We start from the raw sequence: 17035 nt of genomic DNA, 5'->3' as shown, positions 1-17035 counted from the left end.
GCCCTGCGCTTTCTGATGCGCCACCTGCGTTTGCGGGTTCTCTTCGACATGTTCTGTCCGACAACCGAGAACGGGGCGCCCGTCGAGGAGGTGCGCGATGTCACGCGCGGCCGATCGGGGCGAGGACCGCTTCCGTCAGCTCGGCCAGGGCGTCGGGGGTGAGTTCGACCTCGAGGCCGCGGCGGCCCGCCGAGACGCAGATCGTGGCGTGGCCCGAGGCGGACGCGTCCAGGACCGTCGGGAGTCGCTTGCGCTGCCCCAGGGGCGAGATGCCGCCCCGCACATAGCCCGTGGTGCGCTCGGCCAGGGCCGGGTCGGCCATCGCCGCGCGCTTGCCGCCGACCGCGGCCGCCAGCGCCTTCAGGTCCAGCTGGCCGGCCACCGGCACCACGGCGACCGTCAGCGCGCCGTCGACGTCCGCCACCAGCGTCTTGAAGACCCGCTCCGGCGAGACGCCCATCGCCTCGGCCGCCTCCTCGCCGTAGGACGGGTGGGCGGGGTCGTGGTCGTACGCGTGGACCGTGTACGTCGCTCCGGCCGCCGCGAGGGCGACCGTCGCGGGGGTGCCGCCGGACTGCTGCTTCTTGGACTTCTTCGCCATGGGGCCAGTACCTCAGTTGAGACTCGTGGGACCGCGCGTCAGGTCAGCCGCCGGCAACGACGGCAGCGTACGGATGACGGCCGTCTCGGAGCGAAGGAGTTTCAGCTCGTCCCTCAGGCGGGAGGCGGTGTCCGGGGCCTGGAGCAGACGCTGCTTGGTCGGCGTGTCCAGCATCATCGCGGCGGCGACCAGGTAGGAGACGACACCCGGTTCGTCCGGCAGTTCGGCACCGGTCGCCAGCGACCGTTCGCGCGCCCCCGCCAGCCGCTTCTGGTACTGCCGGAAGGACCGCAGCACCCCTTCGGCGAGCGCCCCCGCCCCGTCGCCGGGTTCCTCGGGCAGCGGCTCCAGCTCGGCCGTCAGGAACGGGCCCGAGGCATCCACCGAGAGCAGCCGCACCCGGTTCGTGCCGGTGGCCAGCACCTCGAAAGTGCCGTCGGCGCGTTCGCGGATCGTCGCCGCGTCCGCGATGCAGCCCACCTTGTGGAACGCGTTGACCGGGTCGGGCCCGAACCCGGCCGTCGGTCCGCGCTCGAGCGTCGTCGTCGGGTCGGGCAGACCGGGTGCGCTCCGGGCCACCTCGTAGCCGTCGCGGATCGCCACGACGGCGAACCGGCGCGGTTCGTCCTCGGGAGACTTCAGCAACTCGCGCATCATGGCGCGATAGCGCTCCTCGAAGATGTTGAGCGGGAGCACCAGCCCCGGGAACAGGACCGAGTTCAGGGGGAAGAGGGGGAGCCGGACGGTGGTCACGACCCAGAAGCCTAATGGTCGCCGGGGCGGCCGCGGCCGCCCTGCCCACTTCGTGGCCGCACTGAACCCGTCGCCCCCGGTGCGGCGGCCACCGCCGCACGGACGTCGGCGCGCACCTGGAGGAAGCGGCCGAGCGGGTCGTCCGCGTCCCGGTCCCAGGGGAAGGACGTGACGTACGGGCCGGTCAGACGCAGTTGCTCCGCCGCGTCCTGGCTGCGCTCCAGGCGCACCAGGACGTACGCCAGCAGGTTCCGCAGCTCGGCCGGCCGGGGGTCGGCCGCCGGGCGGGCGGCCGAGAGGGCGATCGCGCGGTCGGCCGCCGCGTCGAGGCGGGCCCGGTGCACGCGGTCCGCGGCGCCGCCACCGCTCGCGGTCAGGCAGGTGAAGGCCGCCCTCAGCGGCAGCGCCCGTACGAGCGCGTTCTCGGGCGCGTCCTGCGCGGCCGTCTCGGCGAAGTCCAGGCACTCGCGGTGGGCACCGGGCGAGGCGGCGGCCAGGTAGTCGAGGGCGGCGACGTGGCATCCGTAGTGGTGCGGGGCGCGGAGGACCGCCTGCGCCCACAGGCGCTCGAACTCGAGGTGCCCGGAGTGCGCGCCCCGAGCCGTGTCCAGCGCGGTCCGCCACGGCACCGGGTCGCGTCCGGCGGCCTCGGCGGCGGCCGTGACGGCGGGGGCGATCTGGCGCAGCAGTTCTGTGCGGGCCGGCGAGTCCCAGTGGCGGTCCACCGTCAGCCGGGCGCCGACCAGCAGGGCGTCGGGGTCGTCGGGGGCGGCGGCGCGCCAGTCGTCGAGCCACGCGGAGCGTGCGCGCGCGAAGGCGGCCAGCCGGCTCGCGTAGCGGTCGCGGTGCTCCCACTCGGCGTTCTCGCGGGTGCGGGCGAGGAGGCCGGCGGCGGGGGCGTACTCACCGCGCGCCGCCGCGACGAGCGCGGGGGCGAGGCGGTCGTCGGGGGCGTCGAGGAGCACGTCGTCGTCTTGGGCGGGCCGGGACGTCCGGGGGCGGGCCCGGGCCGCCGTCCGGAGGAACGCGCGCAGCATGGCCAGTACGACGGCCGACGGTTCGCGATGGTTGTGCGGTTCGGCTCTGCCTTCGGCCGTTCGTGTCCCACCCGCACCATCCGTGCGAATCCCGCCGTCGGGCACAGGCGGCCCCGGCGCGGCCTTCCCGCTGTCGGTGGCTGTCGGTGGCTGTCGGTGGCTGTCGGCCCGGAGGGCGTTCTCAGCGCCTTCGGCCGGGGGCGGGCGGAAGCCCCGGCGGGAAGCCCTGCGCCCTCCGGACGGGGCGTGCTGCCCCGGCGAGTGCGGTGCCGCCCTCGGCGGCGGGTGTCGCGCTTCCCGCCGGGCGGGGCGGCGAGATTCCGCGGACTCGAGGGTGTCCTCGCCCGTGGAAAGAACCTGCAGACCCAGGCCGAGCGGCCCGACCACCCGGGCCGAGGCGGCCGCCGGGCCCCTGGACACGGGCCATGAGCGACTCGTCGGTCCAGAATCCCCCGCCGCCCCGGGCGTTGGAGCCACTTGCCGGGCGAGGTGCCTTGCCCCCGGGGCGGGGTGCCGCGCCCGCCCAGGGGGCTGCCGTGTCTCCCCCGGGGGCGGGGCCCTGCGTTCCTCGCCGGGAAGGCGGTCAGTTCCGGCGGAGAAGCCGCGTCGCTCCCGCCGCGACCGTGGTCGCCAGGACCCAGCCCAGCAGGATCAGGGCCGTCGCCAGCCACTGCCAGCCGTCGCGCAGCTGCCAGGAGCCGGCCTGGCCCAGGTCGATGACCGGCAGCAGCAGGTCGAGGGCGAAGAGGGCGGGGTTCCAGTCCGGATGCTCGCCGCTCTTCAGCGGCGGCGGGTCGGCGCGCGCGAAGGCGAGCGAGCCGGCCGCCCACAGCACCGCCATCCACACCGCGGCCCGACCCGGACGGTAGCCGTAGGCGACCGTCCAGTCCTGGGCGTAGCCCACCAGCTTCGCGGCGACGGGCAGGCTCTCGCGGCGCCGCCGGTGCTTGGCGAGCAGCACCTCGCGGGCGTCCTCGTCCTCGCCGCCGGCCCGCAGCACCGCGGCGAGGCGCTCGTACGGCTCCGGGTGGTACTCGGCGGTCGCGGCGCCCACCCAGCGCAGCCGCTTCGCCAGCGGGAACGGCCCCCGCGGCACCAGGTTCTCGTAGGCGAAGCCGCCCATGTGCAGCCGTCCCGGGCCCGGCCAGCTGTCCGCCCGGTCCATCAGGTTGACCACCCGCGCCCCCGACAGCACCACCCGGCCGCGCGCCGGCCGCTGGCCGAGGAACCGCAGCTCGGGCGTCTGCACCCGGCGCAGCGACAGCTCCTGCTCGTCGGTGAAGGTGAACCGGGCGTGCTCGAAGTCGACGGCGTCGCCGAACCGCCCGTCGTCCAGCCGCACCCCGCCCTCGCACTCGAACCGCTGGATCCGCGTCCCCTGCGCCGGAGTCGTCCCCCGCAGCAGCGGGCTGCCGAGCCCGGCCGGGGTCAGGTACAGCGTGCGCTCCACCGTCAGCTGCGGGGCGTTCAGCGCGTGCCGCGTGTACGGGTTGAGCAGCCGGGCACCGCGCAGGCTCAGCGAGACGCCGACCTGGGCGCTGCGCAGACTCACCTCGCCGTACGACTCCAGCATCTCGGCCTGGAGGTCCTGGCCGACGCTCAGGCCGTCCGCGGCGATGGAACGCCCGCTGCGGTCCCGGTGCACGATCGCCTGGTTGAGCAGCAGGTCGGTGCCTATCTGCGCGTCGGTGAGCCGGATGCCGGCCCGGAACCGGCAGCGCGGCAGGTGCAGATCGCCCTCGGTCTGCAGCCGGGCCGCCTCCAGCCGCGGCACCGCGCAGTCCACCAGCCGTACGGTCGTGAAACGGGTCTCCGGCAGCAGGACCTCCCGCTCGAACCGGCAGCGCCGCAACTCGACGTAGGGCACCACGGTGCCGCCCGAGAGCTCCATCGTGTCGCTGATCCGCACACCCACGAGTTGCAGCGAGGACACCCGGCCCGCGAGCGCGGGAGGACCGTCGAGAAGCAGCCAGCACACGATGCGGGCCCGCACCGTCCGCTCGGGCCCCCACGGATGCCCGCCGTGCGGGTCGTCGGCGAACGCGTCGCCGCTGCTCAGGTCGTAAACGCTGCCGTTGCGGAAGGCCTGCCACATGCCGGCCTCGGTGGCGGTCAGGTCGTCCGGCAGCTCTCCGTCACGGTGGCCGGCCCCCTCGGTCACGGCGCTTCACTCCCTCCCCGGCTACTCGTCGGTCGCTCACACTTCGTACAACCGTTCATGCCCACTGGGTGACATCTTGAACACTCACAGTGAGGTCGATCCGTCGGGGCCCGGCGTGGGCCGCGAGGGGCCGTCGCGTTCTGTATCAGCCATTGATACGCGCGGACGGTGCCCGACGCGGGTCTGAGAGAATTGGTTCCGTGATCTCCCGAATCGATCTGCGCGGCGACGCCCTCCCCGAGGGCCCCGCCCTGCGCGACCTGCTGCCCCGAGCCGACTTCGACGTCTCGGCCGCCCTGGACAAGGTGCGTCCGATCTGCGAGGCCGTGCATCATCGTGGCGACGCGGCGCTGATCGACTTCGCCGAGCAGTTCGACGGCGTCCGGCTCGACCAGGTGCGGGTTCCGGCCGCCGCGCTCACCCGCGCGCTGGAGGAGCTCGACCCCACCGTGCGCGCGGCACTGGAGGAGTCCGTCCGCCGCGCCCGCCTCGTCCACCGCGAACAGCGCCGCACCACCCACACCACGCAGGTCGTCCCCGGCGGCTCGGTCACCGAGAAGTGGGTGCCGGTCGAGCGGGTCGGCCTGTACGCGCCCGGCGGGCGCTCGGTCTACCCGTCGTCCGTGATCATGAACGTCGTGCCCGCGCAGGAGGCCGGCGTCGAGTCGATCGCGCTCGCCTCCCCGGCCCAGGCCGAGTTCGGCGGCCTGCCGCACCCGACGATCCTCGCCGCCTGCGCCCTGCTCGGCGTCGACGAGGTGTACGCGGCCGGCGGCGCCACCGCCGTCGCGATGTTCGCGTACGGCACCGAGTCCTGCCCGTCCGCCAACATGGTCACCGGCCCCGGCAACATCTGGGTGGCCGCCGCCAAGCGCTACTTCACCGGAAAGATCGGCATCGACGCCGAGGCCGGCCCGACCGAGATCGCGGTACTGGCCGACTCCACCGCAGACCCGGCGCACGTCGCCTCCGACCTGATCAGCCAGGCCGAGCACGACCCGCTGGCCGCGGCTGTCCTGGTCACCGACTCCGTGGAACTCGCGGACGCGGTCGAGAAGGAACTCCAGCCGCAGGTCGAGGCCACCAAGCACATCGACGACCGGATCGTGCCCGCGCTGAGGGGCCGCCAGTCCGCGATCGTCCTGGTCGACGGCCTGGAGGAGGGCCTGCGCGTCGTCGACGCGTACGGCGCCGAACACCTGGAGATCCAGACAGCCGACGCCGCAGCCGTCGCCGACCGCGTCAAGAACGCCGGCGCGATCTTCGTCGGCCCCTGGGCGCCCGTCTCGCTCGGCGACTACGCGGCCGGGTCCAACCACGTCCTGCCCACCGGCGGCTGCGCCTGCCACTCCTCGGGCCTGTCGGTGCAGTCCTTCCTGCGCGGCATCCACATCGTCGACTACACGCGTGACGCGCTCGCCGAGGTCGCGCACCACGTGGTGACGCTCGCGGAGGCGGAGGACCTGCCCGCGCACGGGGCGGCGATCAAGGCACGGTTCGACTGGAAGGTCCCGGACGGCAAGTGACAGGCATCGACGATCTCCCCGTACGGGACGAGCTTCGCGGCAAGTCCCCCTACGGCGCGCCCCAGCTGGACGTGCCGGTACGGCTGAACACCAACGAGAACCCCTACCCGCTGCCCGAGGCGCTGGTCGATCGGATCACCGAGCGGGTCCGCGAGGCAGCCCGCGACCTCAACCGCTACCCGGACCGGGACGCGGTCGAGCTGCGCGCGAAGCTCGCCGAGTACCTGACGAAGACCTCCGGGTACGCCGTGGACGGGCGGGGCGTCTGGGCGGCCAACGGCTCCAACGAGGTCATCCAGCAGCTGCTGCAGACCTTCGGCGGTCCGGGCCGCACCGCGATCGGCTTCGAGCCGTCGTACTCGATGCACGGCCTCATCGCGCGCGGCACCGGCACGGGCTGGATCTCCGGCCCGCGCCACGAGGACTTCACGATCGACGTCCCCGCCGCGCAGAAGGCGATCGCCGAGCACCGCCCGGACGTCGTCTTCATCACCACCCCCAACAACCCCACAGGCAACGCGGTCCCGGCCGAGACGGTCCTCGCCCTCCACGAGGCGGCGCAGGCCGCCAAGCCCTCGATGGTCGTGGTCGACGAGGCCTACATCGAGTTCAGCCACGGCGCCTCGCTGCTGCCGCTGCTGGCAAACCGGCCGAACCTGGTCATCTCCCGCACGATGTCCAAGGCGTTCGGTGCGGCGGGCCTGCGCCTGGGCTACCTCGCCGCGCACCCGGCCGTCGTCGACGCCGTCCAGCTCGTACGGCTGCCGTACCACCTGTCGGCCGTCACCCAGGCGACCGCGCTGGCCGCCCTGGAACACACGGACACGCTGCTGAAGTACGTCGAGCAGCTGAAGACCGAGCGGGACCGGCTGGTCGCCGAGCTGCGCGCGATCGGCTACGAGGTGACCGAGTCCGACGCGAACTTCGTCCAGTTCGGGCGGTTCGCGGACTCCCACGAGGTCTGGCGGAAGATCCTCGACCGGGGCGTCCTGGTCCGGGACAACGGCGTACCGGGCTGGCTGCGGGTCACCGCCGGCACCCCGGAGGAGAACGACGCGTTCCTCGACGCGGTACGTGAAGTCAAGAAGGAGCAGAACACATGAGCCGCGTGGGACGCGTGGAGCGCACGACCAAGGAGACCTCGGTCCTCGTCGAGATCGACCTCGACGGCACCGGCAAGACCGACATCGCCACCGGCGTCGGCTTCTACGACCACATGCTCGACCAGCTCGGCCGGCACGGTCTGTTCGACCTGACCGTGAAGACCGACGGCGACCTGCACATCGACTCCCACCACACCATCGAGGACACCGCCCTCGCACTGGGCGCCGCCTTCAAGCAGGCCCTCGGCGACAAGGTGGGCATCTACCGCTTCGGCAACTGCACGGTCCCGTTGGACGAGTCCCTCGCCCAGGTCACCGTCGACCTGTCCGGCCGCCCCTACCTCGTGCACACCGAGCCCGAGAAGATGGCGCCGATGATCGGCGAGTACGACACCACGATGACCCGGCACATCCTGGAGTCCTTCGTCGCCCAGGCCCAGATCGCGCTGCACGTGCACGTGCCCTACGGGCGTAACGCGCACCACATCGTGGAGTGCCAGTTCAAGGCGCTGGCCCGGGCCCTGCGCTACGCCTCGGAGCGCGACCCGCGCGCGGCCGGCATCCTGCCTTCCACGAAGGGTGCCCTGTAACCCATGAACGGTACGTCCACCGCGCTGATCGTCGTCGGCCTGTTCTTCATCGGCGGCATCATCTCCTTCGCCAAGCAGCAGATGCCCAAGGGCCTGATCGTGCTGCTCTCCATCGGCGCCGCGATGTGTCTGTTCGCGGGCGTACTGAGGCTGGAGGTGTGGAGTTGACCGCCACCACCAAGCGGGTCGTCGTCTTCGACTACGGCTTCGGCAACGTCCGCTCCGCCGAACGTGCCCTCGCGCGCGCGGGAGCCGACGTCGAGATCACCCGTGACTTCGACAAGGCCATGAACGCCGACGGGCTGCTCGTCCCGGGCGTCGGCGCCTTCGCCGCCTGCATGGAGGGCCTGCGGGCCGCGCGCGGCGACTGGGTCGTCGACCGCCGGCTGTCCGGCGGGCGCCCGGTGATGGGCATCTGCGTCGGCATGCAGATCCTGTTCGCGCGCGGCATCGAGCACGACGTGGAGGCCGAGGGCCTGGACGAGTGGCCCGGCACCGTCGGACCGCTCCAGGCCGACATCGTGCCCCACATGGGCTGGAACACGGTCGAGGCGCCGGCCGACTCGCAGCTCTTCGCGGGTCTGGACGCGGACGCCCGCTACTACTTCGTGCACTCCTACGCCGTCCACGAGTGGACCCAGGAGTCGCACAACCCGCTGATCGCCGCCCCCAAGGTGACCTGGTCCACGCATGGCAAGCCCTTCGTGGCGGCCGTGGAGAACGGCGCCCTGTGGGCCACGCAGTTCCACCCGGAGAAGTCCGGCGACGCCGGCGCCCAGCTCCTCACCAACTGGATCGAGACCCTGTAGAGATGAGCCCGGTAGAGATGAGCAAGCTCGAACTCCTCCCCGCCGTCGACGTCCGCGACGGCCAGGCCGTCCGCCTCGTGCACGGCGAGTCCGGCACCGAGACCTCCTACGGCTCCCCGCTGGAGGCCGCTCTCGCCTGGCAGCGCTCCGGCGCCGAGTGGCTGCACCTCGTCGACCTGGACGCCGCGTTCGGCACCGGCGACAACCGTGAGCTGATCGCGGAGGTCGCGAAGGCCATGGACATCAAGGTGGAGCTCTCCGGCGGCATCCGCGACGACGCCACCCTCGCCGCGGCCCTCGCCACCGGCTGCACCCGCGTGAACCTCGGCACGGCCGCCCTGGAGACCCCCGAGTGGGTCGCCAAGGTCATCGCCGAGCACGGTGACAAGATCGCCGTCGGTCTCGACGTACGCGGCACGACCCTGCGCGGCCGGGGCTGGACCCGCGACGGCGGCGACCTCTACGAGACGCTGGCCCGCCTCGACAAGGAGGGCTGCGCCCGCTACGTCGTCACCGACATCGCCAAGGACGGCACCCTCCAGGGCCCCAACCTGGACCTCCTGAAGAACGTCTGCGCGGCGACCGACCGCCCGGTCGTGGCGTCCGGCGGCGTGTCGTCCCTGGACGACCTGCGCGCGATCGCCGGTCTCGTCCCGGCCGGTGTCGAGGGGGCCATCGTCGGGAAGGCCCTCTACGCGAAGGCGTTCACCCTGGAAGAAGCCTTGGAGGCTGTGTCGTCATGACATCCGAAGCCGTACGGCGCGTGCAGAGCGGAAGTCCCTGGGAAGACTCTTTCGGTTTCGCACGTGCCGTGGCGGCGGGTGATCGAGTCATCGTGGCGGGCACGACCGCCTTCAAGGGCGACCTGCTGTACGGCGACGGCGACCCGTACGAACAGACCAAGGTCGCCTTCGCCACCGCGGTCGAGGCGATCGGCGAGTTCGGGCTGGACATCGAGTCCGTGATCCGGACCCGTGTGTACCTGGCACATTCACGGGACGTCGACGAGGTGGGCCGAGCCCACAAGGAGCTGTTCGACTCCGTACGCCCGGTCACGACCCTGCTGGTCGTGGAGGGCTTCATGGACTCGCGGGTCCTGGTGTCGGTGGAGCTGGAAGCATTCAGAGGACAGTAAGAGGCATCGAAGGAGCCGTGGATTCATGACCCTGGCGGTCCGAGTCATCCCCTGCCTGGACGTGGACAACGGCCGGGTCGTCAAGGGCGTCAACTTCCAGAACCTGCGCGACGCGGGCGACCCCGTCGAGATGGCCAAGGTGTACGACACCGAGGGCGCCGACGAGCTGACGTTCCTGGACATCACCGCCTCGTCGGGCAACCGCGAGACGACGTACGACGTGGTGCGCCGCACCGCCGAGCAGGTGTTCATCCCGCTGACCGTGGGCGGCGGCGTGCGCACCGCCGACGACGTCGACAAACTGCTGCGGGCCGGCGCGGACAAGGTGGGCGTGAACACGGCCGCCATCGCCCGCCCCGACCTGATCCGCGAGATCGCCGAGCGCTTCGGCCGCCAGGTCCTCGTCCTGTCGGTCGACGCCCGCCGCACCGAGGCGGGCACCTTCGAGGTGACCACCCACGGCGGCCGGCGCGGCACCGGCATCGACGCGGTGGAGTGGGCGCACCGCGCCGCCGAGCTGGGCGCGGGTGAGATCCTGCTGAACTCGATGGACGCGGACGGCACGAAGGACGGCTACGACCTGGAGATGATCGCGGCGGTTCGCAAGCACGTGACCGTCCCCGTCATCGCCTCCGGCGGCGCGGGCCGCCTCGCCGACTTCCCGCCGGCCGTCGGGGCGGGCGCGGACGCGGTGCTGGCGGCGTCCGTCTTCCACTTCGGTGATCTGCGGATCGGGCAGGTCAAGAGCGCACTGCGCGAGGCGGGACACCCCGTCAGGTAGGCACGGGCGGACACGCCTGCCGCACCCCGGAGACGCGAAAGGAAAATTGCGCAACAAGTGTTGTGCAATTTTTCTTTCGTAACTTACGGTGGTGGCATGCCGAGCCGGGAGAACCAACCGATCACCGACCTGGGCACCCTCAAAGCCCTGGCCCACCCCCTGCGCATGCGGCTCTACCGAGGGCTGCGCGTCGCCCGCACGGCGACCGCCTCGCAGCTCGCCGAGCAGGTCGACGAGGCCGTCTCGCTGGTCAGCTACCACCTGCGCAAACTGGCCGAGCACGGGCTGGTCGAGCAGGCCGAGCCGCAGAGCGCGGACGGCCGGGAGCGCTGGTGGCAGCCCTCCTCGAACAGCGTGAGCATCCGCGACGAGAACTTCCGCGACGCCCCCGAGCGGGCGGCCGCCCACCTCGCCGCCACCCGGCTCTTCCACGAACAGCGCGCCGACATGTACCGCCGCTACCTCGACGAACGCCCCACCTGGGGCCCCGAGTGGAACTCCGCCGCCCCCGACAACGAGTCCCTGCTCCGGCTGACCCCCGCCGACCTCGGCGAACTGGCCGCGGAGCTGCTCGCCCTGGCGAAGAAGTACGACGAGCGGGGCCGGGCCGCCGAAGCCGCCGGCGACACCGAAGGACGCGAGAACGTCGCGCTGCACGTGTACGGATTCCCCTTCCGTGGCTGAGAGGGGCACGTCCGTGCCGGACACACTCACACCCCGGGTCGCCGCCCCCGGCCGCGCCGCCCACCGCGACCCCAACGTCCTGCGCTGGGTCGCGGCCTACACCGCCTCCACGCTCGGCGACAGCATCTTCTTCCTCGCGCTGTCCTGGGCCGCCGTGCAGCACGGCAGCCCCGCCGAGGCCGGGATCGTCACGGCCGTGAGTGCGGTGCCGCGCGCCCTGCTCATGCTCGGCGGGGGAGTGATCGTCGACCGGCTGGGACCGCGCAGGGTCGTCATCGGCAGCGACACCGTACGGTGCGCGGCGGCCCTCGTGGTGGCCGCACTGCTCTTCGCGACCGACCCCGGGCTGTGGCTCCTCGCCGTCCTCGCCCTCGTCTTCGGCGCGGTGGACGCCCTCTTCCTGCCCGCCGTCGGGGCGCTCCCGGCCAGGATCACCGGCAAGGACCAGCTCGCCCGCGTCCAGGGCATGCGGGGCCTCGCCATCCGCTTCTCCTCCGTCGTGGGCGCCCCGCTCGGCGGCCTCGGTGTGGCGATCGGCGGCGCGGCGGCGGCCTTCGCCGGCGCCGGTCTGCTGATCGCCGTGTCCGTACCGCTGCTGATATCCGTGCGGATGCGCGAGCTTCCCCCCGACGACGCGCCGCCCGCCCCGGGCGGCACCGCGTGGCGGGACCTGCGGGACGGGCTCGGGTACATCCGCCGGCACCGCGTCCTCGGGCCGCTGATGCTGGTCATCGCCCTCGGCGACCTCGGCTTCGTCGGCCCGCTCAACATCGGCCTGACCCTGCTCGCCGACGAACGCGGCTGGGGAGCCTCCGGAATGGGCTGGGTACTCGCCGGCTTCGGGGTGGGCGCGGGGACGGCGGCCCTGCTGCTGACCGTCCGGGGACGCGTGCCGCACGCCGGGTACGTCATCGCCGGCGCCCTCATCCCCGGCGCGGCCGCGATCGGCGCGCTGGCGCAGGCGCCCGCCCTTCCCGTCGCCGTCGGGACGGCGCTGCTCATCGGCCTGCTCGCGGGGCTCAGCGGCGCCCTGTGCGGGGCTCTGCTCCAGACCGGGTCAGCCCCCTCCTACCTGGGGCGCGTCACCGCGGTCGGCGGCATCGTCAGCCTCGGCATCGCCCCGCTGAGCATGCCGCTGTCCGCCGCCGCCATCGGCGTCTGGGGCACCGGCCCGGTCTTCGTCGTCAGCGCCGCGGTCTGCGGCCTCGGCGGGGTCGTCGCCCTGTGCGCACCGGGGGTACGCCGGGCCGAACTGCCGAGGTGACCGGCGGACCTCAGATCCCCAGCTGCCTCGTCTCGTGCAGCCGGGCGATCGCGTCCTTCTCGCCCTCCAGCTCCACCTTCGCGGCGCTCTGCCGGCCGTAGGCGAACAGCAGCAGCTCGGACGGCTCGCCCGTCGCCGTGACCACCGGCGTGCCGCGGTGGGCGACCGTCGTCTGGCCGTTCGGACGGCGCAGCACCAGTCCCGTCGGGATGCCGCGGCCCATCAGGCGGGCGGTGCGCTCCAGGCGCGACCACAGGCCGTCCTGGAAGACCGGGTCCAGCTCGCGCGGCGACCAGTCCGGCTGGGCACGGCGCACGTCCTCGGCGTGCACGTAGAACTCCACCGTGTTCGCCGCCTCGTCGACCTGCTTGAGCTGGAACGGCGAGAACCGCGGCGGGCCGGTGCGGATCAGCTGGATCAGCTCCTCGTACGGCTTCGCGCCGTACTCCTCCATCACCCGGTCGAGCCGGGACGCCAGCTGCTTGATCAGGGTGCCCCCGGCGGCGTCCGGCCGGCGCTCGCGCACCACCACGTGCGCGGCGAGGTCCCGGGTCCGCCAGCCCTCGCACAGGGTCGGACCGTCCGGCCCCGCCGTCTCCAACAGGTCCGCGAGCAGAAGTCGTTCACGCTTGGCGAAAGTCGACATGCTGTCAGCCTACGGCCGCCGACCGGGTCCGCCCAATGGACAGCGCCGGGCCGTGTCCGTCCCGCGCGGCACAATGGGCGCATGACCAGCAGCTCCCCCCGGCGGCCCAGCCCGCTCGCCCCGGAGATCGCCGACCGCCTCAAGCGCAGCGCCGACGGCCTCCTGCCCGCCATCGCCCAGCAGTACGACACCGGGGAGGTGCTGATGCTCGGCTGGATGGACGACGAGGCACTGCACCGCACGCTGACGACGGGTCGCTGCACCTACTGGTCGCGCAGCCGCCAGGAGTACTGGGTCAAGGGCGACACCTCCGGACACCTCCAGTGGGTGAAGTCCGTCGCCCTGGACTGCGACGCCGACACCGTCCTGGTCAAGGTCGACCAGGTCGGCGCCGCCTGCCACACCGGCGCGCGCACCTGCTTCGACGCGGACGTGCTCCTCGCGGACGGCGCGGGCTCCGGCGCGCCCGGCGCGGATCAGTAGGGTCTGCCGACATGGACGACACGGACGTCATGGACCTCGACACCTTCCGCAAGCTGGCCGCCGACCGCCGGGTGATCCCGGTCAGCCGCAAACTCCTCGCCGACGGCGACACCCCGGTCGCGCTGTACCGCAAGCTCGCCGCCGAACGCCCCGGCACCTTCCTGCTGGAGTCCGCGGAGAACGGCCGCACGGCGTTCCAATGGTCCCGCTACTCCTTCGTCGGCGTCCGCAGCGCCGCCACCCTCACCGAGCGGGACGGCGAGGCCCACTGGCAGGGCACCCCGCCCGTCGGCGTTCCCACCGACGGCGACCCGCTCGCCGCCCTGCGCGCCACCGTCGAGGCCCTGCACACGCCCCGCGACCTCGCCCACGACCTCGGCCTGCCGCCCTTCACCGGCGGCATGGTCGGCTACCTCGGCTACGACATCGTGCGCCGCCTGGAGAAGGTCGGTCCCGGCGAGCGCGACGACCTGAAGCTTCCCGAGCTGACCATGCTGCTCACCAGCGACCTCGCCGTCATGGACCACTGGGAGGGCTCGGTCCTGCTGATCGCCAACGCGATCAACCACAACGACCTCGAAACGGGCGTCGACGAGGCCTACGCCGACGCGATCGCCCGCCTGGACGCCATGCAGGCCGACCTCACGCGCGCGGTGGCCCAGCCCCCGGCCGCGCTGCCGCCCTCCGAGCTGCCCGAGTACACCGCGCTGTGGGGCGGCCCCGACTTCCAGGAGGCCGTCGAGGACATCAAGGAGCGCATCCGGGCGGGCGAGGCCTTCCAGGTCGTGCCCTCCCAGCGGTTCGAGACGCCGTGCACGGCGAGCGCCCTGGACGTGTACCGGGTGCTGCGGGCCACCAACCCCTCCCCGTACATGTACCTGCTCCGCCTCGACGGCTTCGACGTCGTCGGGTCGTCCCCCGAGGCGCTGGTCAAGGTCGAGGACGGGAGCGCCATGGTGCATCCCATCGCCGGCACCCGCCCCCGCGGCGCCACCCCGCAGGAGGACCAGGCCCTCGCCGACGAGCTGCTCGCCGACCCCAAGGAGCGCGCCGAGCACCTCATGCTCGTCGACCTCGGCCGCAACGACCTGGGACGGGTCTGCGAGCCCGGCTCGGTCGAGGTCGTCGACTTCATGTCCGTGGAGCGGTACTCGCACGTCATGCACATCGTCTCGACGGTCACCGGCCGCGTCGCCCCGGGCCGCACCGCCTTCGACGTCCTCACCGCCTGCTTCCCGGCCGGCACGCTCTCCGGCGCGCCCAAGCCGCGCGCGCTGCAGATCATCGACGAACTCGAACCCTCCCGGCGCGGCCTGTACGGCGGCTGCGTCGGCTACCTCGACTTCGCGGGCGACTCCGACACCGCCATCGCCATCCGCACCGCCCTGCTGCGCGACGGCACCGCCTACGTGCAGGCCGGCGCCGGGGTCGTCGCCGACTCCGACCCGGCCGCCGAGGACACCGAGTGCCGCAACAAGGCGGCGGCGGTGCTGCGGGCGGTGCACACGGCCAACCGGCTGGGGCAGTAGAGCGGTCCGGACCGAGGCGGTGGGACTGTCGGGCCCGGACGGCGGGGCGGTCCGGCCGGGAGAGCGGGGCGCTCCGGCCGGCACGGTGACGGTGGGGGCGGTCCGGCCGGGACGGTGGGGCGATTCTCACGTCCGCCAATCCGAGCCCCGGGTGACGGTTCGCCCGGGGTTCGGGTGATAGTGGAGTACGTGACAGCCGTTCCTCACCCCCGTACCCCAGCCGCAGGACCCGCCCGGGCCGGCCGCCGGAGCCTCGCCGCCGCCCTGCTGTGCGGCGCGCTCGGCGCGGCCGTCGCCCTGCTCGCCACCCGGCAGGAGTGGGCGGAGGGCACCGCGACGGTGGCCGGCGGCGCGTTCCCCCTGACCGCCAAGGGCAGCGACGTCACGGGCGTCCCCGCGGCGCTCGCCATAGTGGGCCTCGCCGCGCTCGTCGCCGTCTTCGCCGTCCGCCGCGCGGGCCGGTTCGCCGTCGCCGCCTTGCTCGCGCTGAGCGGCGCGGGCACCGTCGCCGCGGCCCTGGCCGGCGCCTCCGACAGCTCCGCGCTGGACGACAAGGCCGCGAAGGCCGCCGGCGACACCTCCGCCACCGTGGACGCCCTCTCCCACACCGCCTGGCCGTACGTCGCGGCCGTGGGCGGCGCCCTGATCCTGCTGGCCGGACTGCTCGCCCTGCGCTACGGCCGCCTGTGGCCCGCCATGTCCGGCCGCTACGAGCGGGACGGCACCCCGCGCCCGCGCCGCAAACCCCAGGCCGTCGACCCGGACCGACCCGAGGACCTCTGGAAGGCCCTCGACCGGGGCGAGGACCCGACCGGCGCCTGACCACCCGAGGTTGGCCCGCGCGCCCGCGGGCACCCGTGGACGCGGTACGCGCACCCTGCCGCCGTCACGCGCGCGTGGGAGCACCCCCGCTCACGGCGCGCGCGCCCGTGCGGGACAATGGGCGTGAGCGTCCCGCTCAGACTTGGCACACAGCAACGAGGAGCAAGCAATGTCGGGCAGCAGCCACGGTCACACCCCGGCCGCCTGGACGGGTGTCATCATCGCCTTCATCGGTTTCTGCGTCGCGGGCGTGTTCATGGTGGCGGCCCAGCCGGTGGGCTTCTGGGCCGGCATGGTGGTCGTGCTTCTCGGCGGTGCCGTGGGCGGCGTCATGCGCATGATGGGCCTCGGCCAGCCGAAGTCGAACCACCCCGTGCACCAGGTCGCGGGCGAGCGCGAGCCGGCCGGCGCCAAGGGCTGACCGCACGGCGGTCGCGGTACTTCCCGAGCGGTACTTCCCGGGGGGCGGATCGGCACGAGGTGCCTGAGCCGCCCCTCACGTGCGTGTACGGCCCGGCAGGGGCAGAATGCGGAGCGTGGACGCCGAGACCGGGAAGCCGACGCGGAGCACGACCGTGACACGGGGCGCGCCCGCCCTCCTGGGCCTGGCCGTCCCGGCTGGCGTGCTCGCGGCCGTCGTAGGAGCCTTCGCGTACGTGGCACGCGTGGACCCGGGCGAACCCGGCCACTACCCCGTCTGCCCCCTGCTGCGCTTCACGGGCGTCCACTGCCCCGGCTGCGGCGGTCTGCGCAGTGCCCACGCGTTCGTCCACGGGGACGTGCTGACCGCGCTGCACGCCAACGCGCCCGCCGTCCTCGGCTACCTGGGCTTCGCCGTGCTGTGGACCGTCTGGGTGGTGCGCGTGGTGCGCGGCCGCCCCGTGCGGATCGACCTCGGCCCCGTCCACCTGTGGACACTGGGGGCGTTGCTGCTGGTCTTCACGGTGGTCCGGAACCTGCCCTTCGGTGGCTGGCTCCGCCCTTGATCACCCGGTGGACGTCCGGCACCGGGCACCTCCCGCCCGAGCCGTGCGAAGCTGGTCCGCGGACGGGGCGGGACCGGCGTCAACCGGATGCGAGGCCCGTGCCCCGCTCCGGATACCATCACAGT

The 17035-nt window shown here is 73.3% G+C and carries 20 protein-coding genes; 15 read left to right on the top strand and 5 right to left on the bottom strand.

The window, feature by feature from the left end; genetic code table 11:
• Nucleotides 1-100: 100 nt before the first annotated feature.
• The 4 genes from ybaK to ACH4F2_RS16810 form a co-directional block, all read right to left on the bottom strand.
• Nucleotides 101-601: a Cys-tRNA(Pro) deacylase gene (ybaK, locus tag ACH4F2_RS16825; RefSeq protein ID WP_398133456.1), complete on the bottom strand. Its 501-nt coding sequence runs from the start codon at nucleotides 599-601 to the stop codon at nucleotides 101-103.
• 12 nt (nucleotides 602-613) lie between these two features.
• Entirely contained in the window at nucleotides 614-1354 is a 741-nt protein-coding gene (locus tag ACH4F2_RS16820) for an LON peptidase substrate-binding domain-containing protein (protein WP_398133455.1), read from the bottom strand.
• 11 nt (nucleotides 1355-1365) lie between these two features.
• The gene (locus ACH4F2_RS16815; protein ID WP_398133454.1) at nucleotides 1366-2391 is read right to left on the bottom strand and encodes a hypothetical protein; all 1026 of its coding nucleotides are present in this window, start codon (nucleotides 2389-2391) and stop codon (nucleotides 1366-1368) included.
• Between the two features lie 583 nt (nucleotides 2392-2974).
• Nucleotides 2975-4552 carry an oxidoreductase gene (locus ACH4F2_RS16810; RefSeq protein WP_398133453.1) on the bottom strand — a complete coding sequence of 526 codons (1578 nt, stop codon included), beginning with the start codon at nucleotides 4550-4552 and terminating at the stop codon, nucleotides 2975-2977.
• Between the two features lie 200 nt (nucleotides 4553-4752).
• On the opposite strand from ACH4F2_RS16810, the gene hisD reads away from it, so the two are divergent.
• The 10 genes from hisD to ACH4F2_RS16760 all read left to right on the top strand — a co-directional run bounded on the left by hisD (nucleotide 4753) and on the right by ACH4F2_RS16760 (nucleotide 12444).
• A complete protein-coding gene (hisD, locus tag ACH4F2_RS16805; protein WP_398133452.1) occupies nucleotides 4753-6078 on the top strand; it encodes a histidinol dehydrogenase in 1326 nt (441 codons plus the stop codon).
• A complete protein-coding gene (locus ACH4F2_RS16800; protein WP_398133451.1) occupies nucleotides 6075-7181 on the top strand; it encodes a histidinol-phosphate transaminase in 1107 nt (368 codons plus the stop codon). Before hisD ends, ACH4F2_RS16800 begins: the two co-directional genes overlap by 4 nt.
• Nucleotides 7178-7771, top strand: coding sequence for an imidazoleglycerol-phosphate dehydratase HisB (gene hisB, locus ACH4F2_RS16795; protein ID WP_019328035.1), 594 nt, complete (start codon nucleotides 7178-7180; stop codon nucleotides 7769-7771). The genes ACH4F2_RS16800 and hisB overlap by 4 nt, the downstream gene beginning before the upstream one ends.
• A 3-nt stretch (nucleotides 7772-7774) precedes the next feature.
• Entirely contained in the window at nucleotides 7775-7939 is a 165-nt protein-coding gene (locus tag ACH4F2_RS16790; RefSeq protein WP_179350155.1) for a hypothetical protein, read from the top strand.
• Complete coding sequence (hisH, locus tag ACH4F2_RS16785) at nucleotides 7936-8580, top strand: imidazole glycerol phosphate synthase subunit HisH (protein WP_398133450.1); 645 nt, start codon at nucleotides 7936-7938, stop codon at nucleotides 8578-8580. The genes ACH4F2_RS16790 and hisH overlap by 4 nt, the downstream gene beginning before the upstream one ends.
• Before the next feature lie 17 nt (nucleotides 8581-8597).
• Nucleotides 8598-9323 carry a bifunctional 1-(5-phosphoribosyl)-5-((5-phosphoribosylamino)methylideneamino)imidazole-4-carboxamide isomerase/phosphoribosylanthranilate isomerase PriA gene (gene priA, locus ACH4F2_RS16780; protein ID WP_398133520.1) on the top strand — a complete coding sequence of 242 codons (726 nt, stop codon included), beginning with the start codon at nucleotides 8598-8600 and terminating at the stop codon, nucleotides 9321-9323.
• On the top strand, nucleotides 9320-9715 hold the full coding sequence (locus tag ACH4F2_RS16775) for a RidA family protein (protein ID WP_398133449.1): 396 nt from the start codon (nucleotides 9320-9322) through the stop codon (nucleotides 9713-9715). Before priA ends, ACH4F2_RS16775 begins: the two co-directional genes overlap by 4 nt.
• Before the next feature lie 25 nt (nucleotides 9716-9740).
• A complete protein-coding gene (gene hisF, locus ACH4F2_RS16770) occupies nucleotides 9741-10496 on the top strand; it encodes an imidazole glycerol phosphate synthase subunit HisF (RefSeq protein ID WP_398133448.1) in 756 nt (251 codons plus the stop codon).
• Nucleotides 10497-10592: 96 nt separating this feature from the next.
• Nucleotides 10593-11180 (top strand): ArsR/SmtB family transcription factor, encoded by a 588-nt coding sequence (locus tag ACH4F2_RS16765; RefSeq protein ID WP_398133447.1) that lies wholly within the window; start codon nucleotides 10593-10595, stop codon nucleotides 11178-11180.
• A gap of 13 nt (nucleotides 11181-11193) precedes the next feature.
• Complete coding sequence (locus ACH4F2_RS16760) at nucleotides 11194-12444, top strand: MFS transporter (RefSeq protein ID WP_398133446.1); 1251 nt, start codon at nucleotides 11194-11196, stop codon at nucleotides 12442-12444.
• A 10-nt stretch (nucleotides 12445-12454) separates the two neighbouring features.
• On the opposite strand, the gene ACH4F2_RS16755 is transcribed toward ACH4F2_RS16760, so the two are convergent.
• Nucleotides 12455-13090: a TIGR03085 family metal-binding protein gene (locus ACH4F2_RS16755; RefSeq protein ID WP_398133445.1), complete on the bottom strand. Its 636-nt coding sequence runs from the start codon at nucleotides 13088-13090 to the stop codon at nucleotides 12455-12457.
• A gap of 81 nt (nucleotides 13091-13171) precedes the next feature.
• Here ACH4F2_RS16755 and hisI point away from each other — a divergent pair, with 81 nt between their 5' ends.
• The 5 genes from hisI to ACH4F2_RS16730 all read left to right on the top strand — a co-directional run bounded on the left by hisI (nucleotide 13172) and on the right by ACH4F2_RS16730 (nucleotide 16910).
• Nucleotides 13172-13573: a phosphoribosyl-AMP cyclohydrolase gene (gene hisI, locus ACH4F2_RS16750; RefSeq protein WP_398133444.1), complete on the top strand. Its 402-nt coding sequence runs from the start codon at nucleotides 13172-13174 to the stop codon at nucleotides 13571-13573.
• A 29-nt stretch (nucleotides 13574-13602) separates the two neighbouring features.
• Nucleotides 13603-15102, top strand: coding sequence for an anthranilate synthase component I (locus ACH4F2_RS16745; protein ID WP_398133519.1), 1500 nt, complete (start codon nucleotides 13603-13605; stop codon nucleotides 15100-15102).
• 180 nt (nucleotides 15103-15282) lie between these two features.
• Entirely contained in the window at nucleotides 15283-15924 is a 642-nt protein-coding gene (locus tag ACH4F2_RS16740) for a TIGR02234 family membrane protein (RefSeq protein ID WP_398133443.1), read from the top strand.
• Nucleotides 15925-16093: 169 nt separating this feature from the next.
• On the top strand, nucleotides 16094-16345 hold the full coding sequence (locus ACH4F2_RS16735) for an HGxxPAAW family protein (RefSeq protein ID WP_398133442.1): 252 nt from the start codon (nucleotides 16094-16096) through the stop codon (nucleotides 16343-16345).
• A 106-nt stretch (nucleotides 16346-16451) separates the two neighbouring features.
• Nucleotides 16452-16910 carry a DUF2752 domain-containing protein gene (locus tag ACH4F2_RS16730; RefSeq protein WP_398133441.1) on the top strand — a complete coding sequence of 153 codons (459 nt, stop codon included), beginning with the start codon at nucleotides 16452-16454 and terminating at the stop codon, nucleotides 16908-16910.
• Nucleotides 16911-17035: the final 125 nt, after the last annotated feature.

The sequence above is a fragment of the Streptomyces sp. NPDC017890 genome (assembly GCF_044328675.1).
Classification (GTDB): Bacteria; Actinomycetota; Actinomycetes; order Streptomycetales; family Streptomycetaceae; genus Streptomyces.
Note: the sequence above shows the minus strand (reverse complement) of the source record. Positions and strands in the feature narration are given on the sequence as shown.

What these genes read in the sequence shown, in the direction of transcription:
- ybaK (WP_398133456.1), bottom strand. Translation starts at nt 601, where the DNA reads ATGGCGAAGAAGTCCAAGAAGCAGCAGTCCGGCGGCACCCCCGCGACG.
- ACH4F2_RS16815 (WP_398133454.1), bottom strand. Translation starts at nt 2,391, where the DNA reads ATGCTGCGCGCGTTCCTCCGGACGGCGGCCCGGGCCCGCCCCCGGACG.
- hisB (WP_019328035.1), top strand. Translation starts at nt 7,178, where the DNA reads ATGAGCCGCGTGGGACGCGTGGAGCGCACGACCAAGGAGACCTCGGTC.
- ACH4F2_RS16790 (WP_179350155.1), top strand. Translation starts at nt 7,775, where the DNA reads ATGAACGGTACGTCCACCGCGCTGATCGTCGTCGGCCTGTTCTTCATC.
- priA (WP_398133520.1), top strand. Translation starts at nt 8,598, where the DNA reads ATGAGCAAGCTCGAACTCCTCCCCGCCGTCGACGTCCGCGACGGCCAG.
- ACH4F2_RS16775 (WP_398133449.1), top strand. Translation starts at nt 9,320, where the DNA reads ATGACATCCGAAGCCGTACGGCGCGTGCAGAGCGGAAGTCCCTGGGAA.
- hisF (WP_398133448.1), top strand. Translation starts at nt 9,741, where the DNA reads ATGACCCTGGCGGTCCGAGTCATCCCCTGCCTGGACGTGGACAACGGC.
- ACH4F2_RS16765 (WP_398133447.1), top strand. Translation starts at nt 10,593, where the DNA reads ATGCCGAGCCGGGAGAACCAACCGATCACCGACCTGGGCACCCTCAAA.
- ACH4F2_RS16755 (WP_398133445.1), bottom strand. Translation starts at nt 13,090, where the DNA reads ATGTCGACTTTCGCCAAGCGTGAACGACTTCTGCTCGCGGACCTGTTG.
- hisI (WP_398133444.1), top strand. Translation starts at nt 13,172, where the DNA reads ATGACCAGCAGCTCCCCCCGGCGGCCCAGCCCGCTCGCCCCGGAGATC.
- ACH4F2_RS16745 (WP_398133519.1), top strand. Translation starts at nt 13,603, where the DNA reads ATGGACCTCGACACCTTCCGCAAGCTGGCCGCCGACCGCCGGGTGATC.
- ACH4F2_RS16735 (WP_398133442.1), top strand. Translation starts at nt 16,094, where the DNA reads ATGTCGGGCAGCAGCCACGGTCACACCCCGGCCGCCTGGACGGGTGTC.
- ACH4F2_RS16730 (WP_398133441.1), top strand. Translation starts at nt 16,452, where the DNA reads ATGCGGAGCGTGGACGCCGAGACCGGGAAGCCGACGCGGAGCACGACC.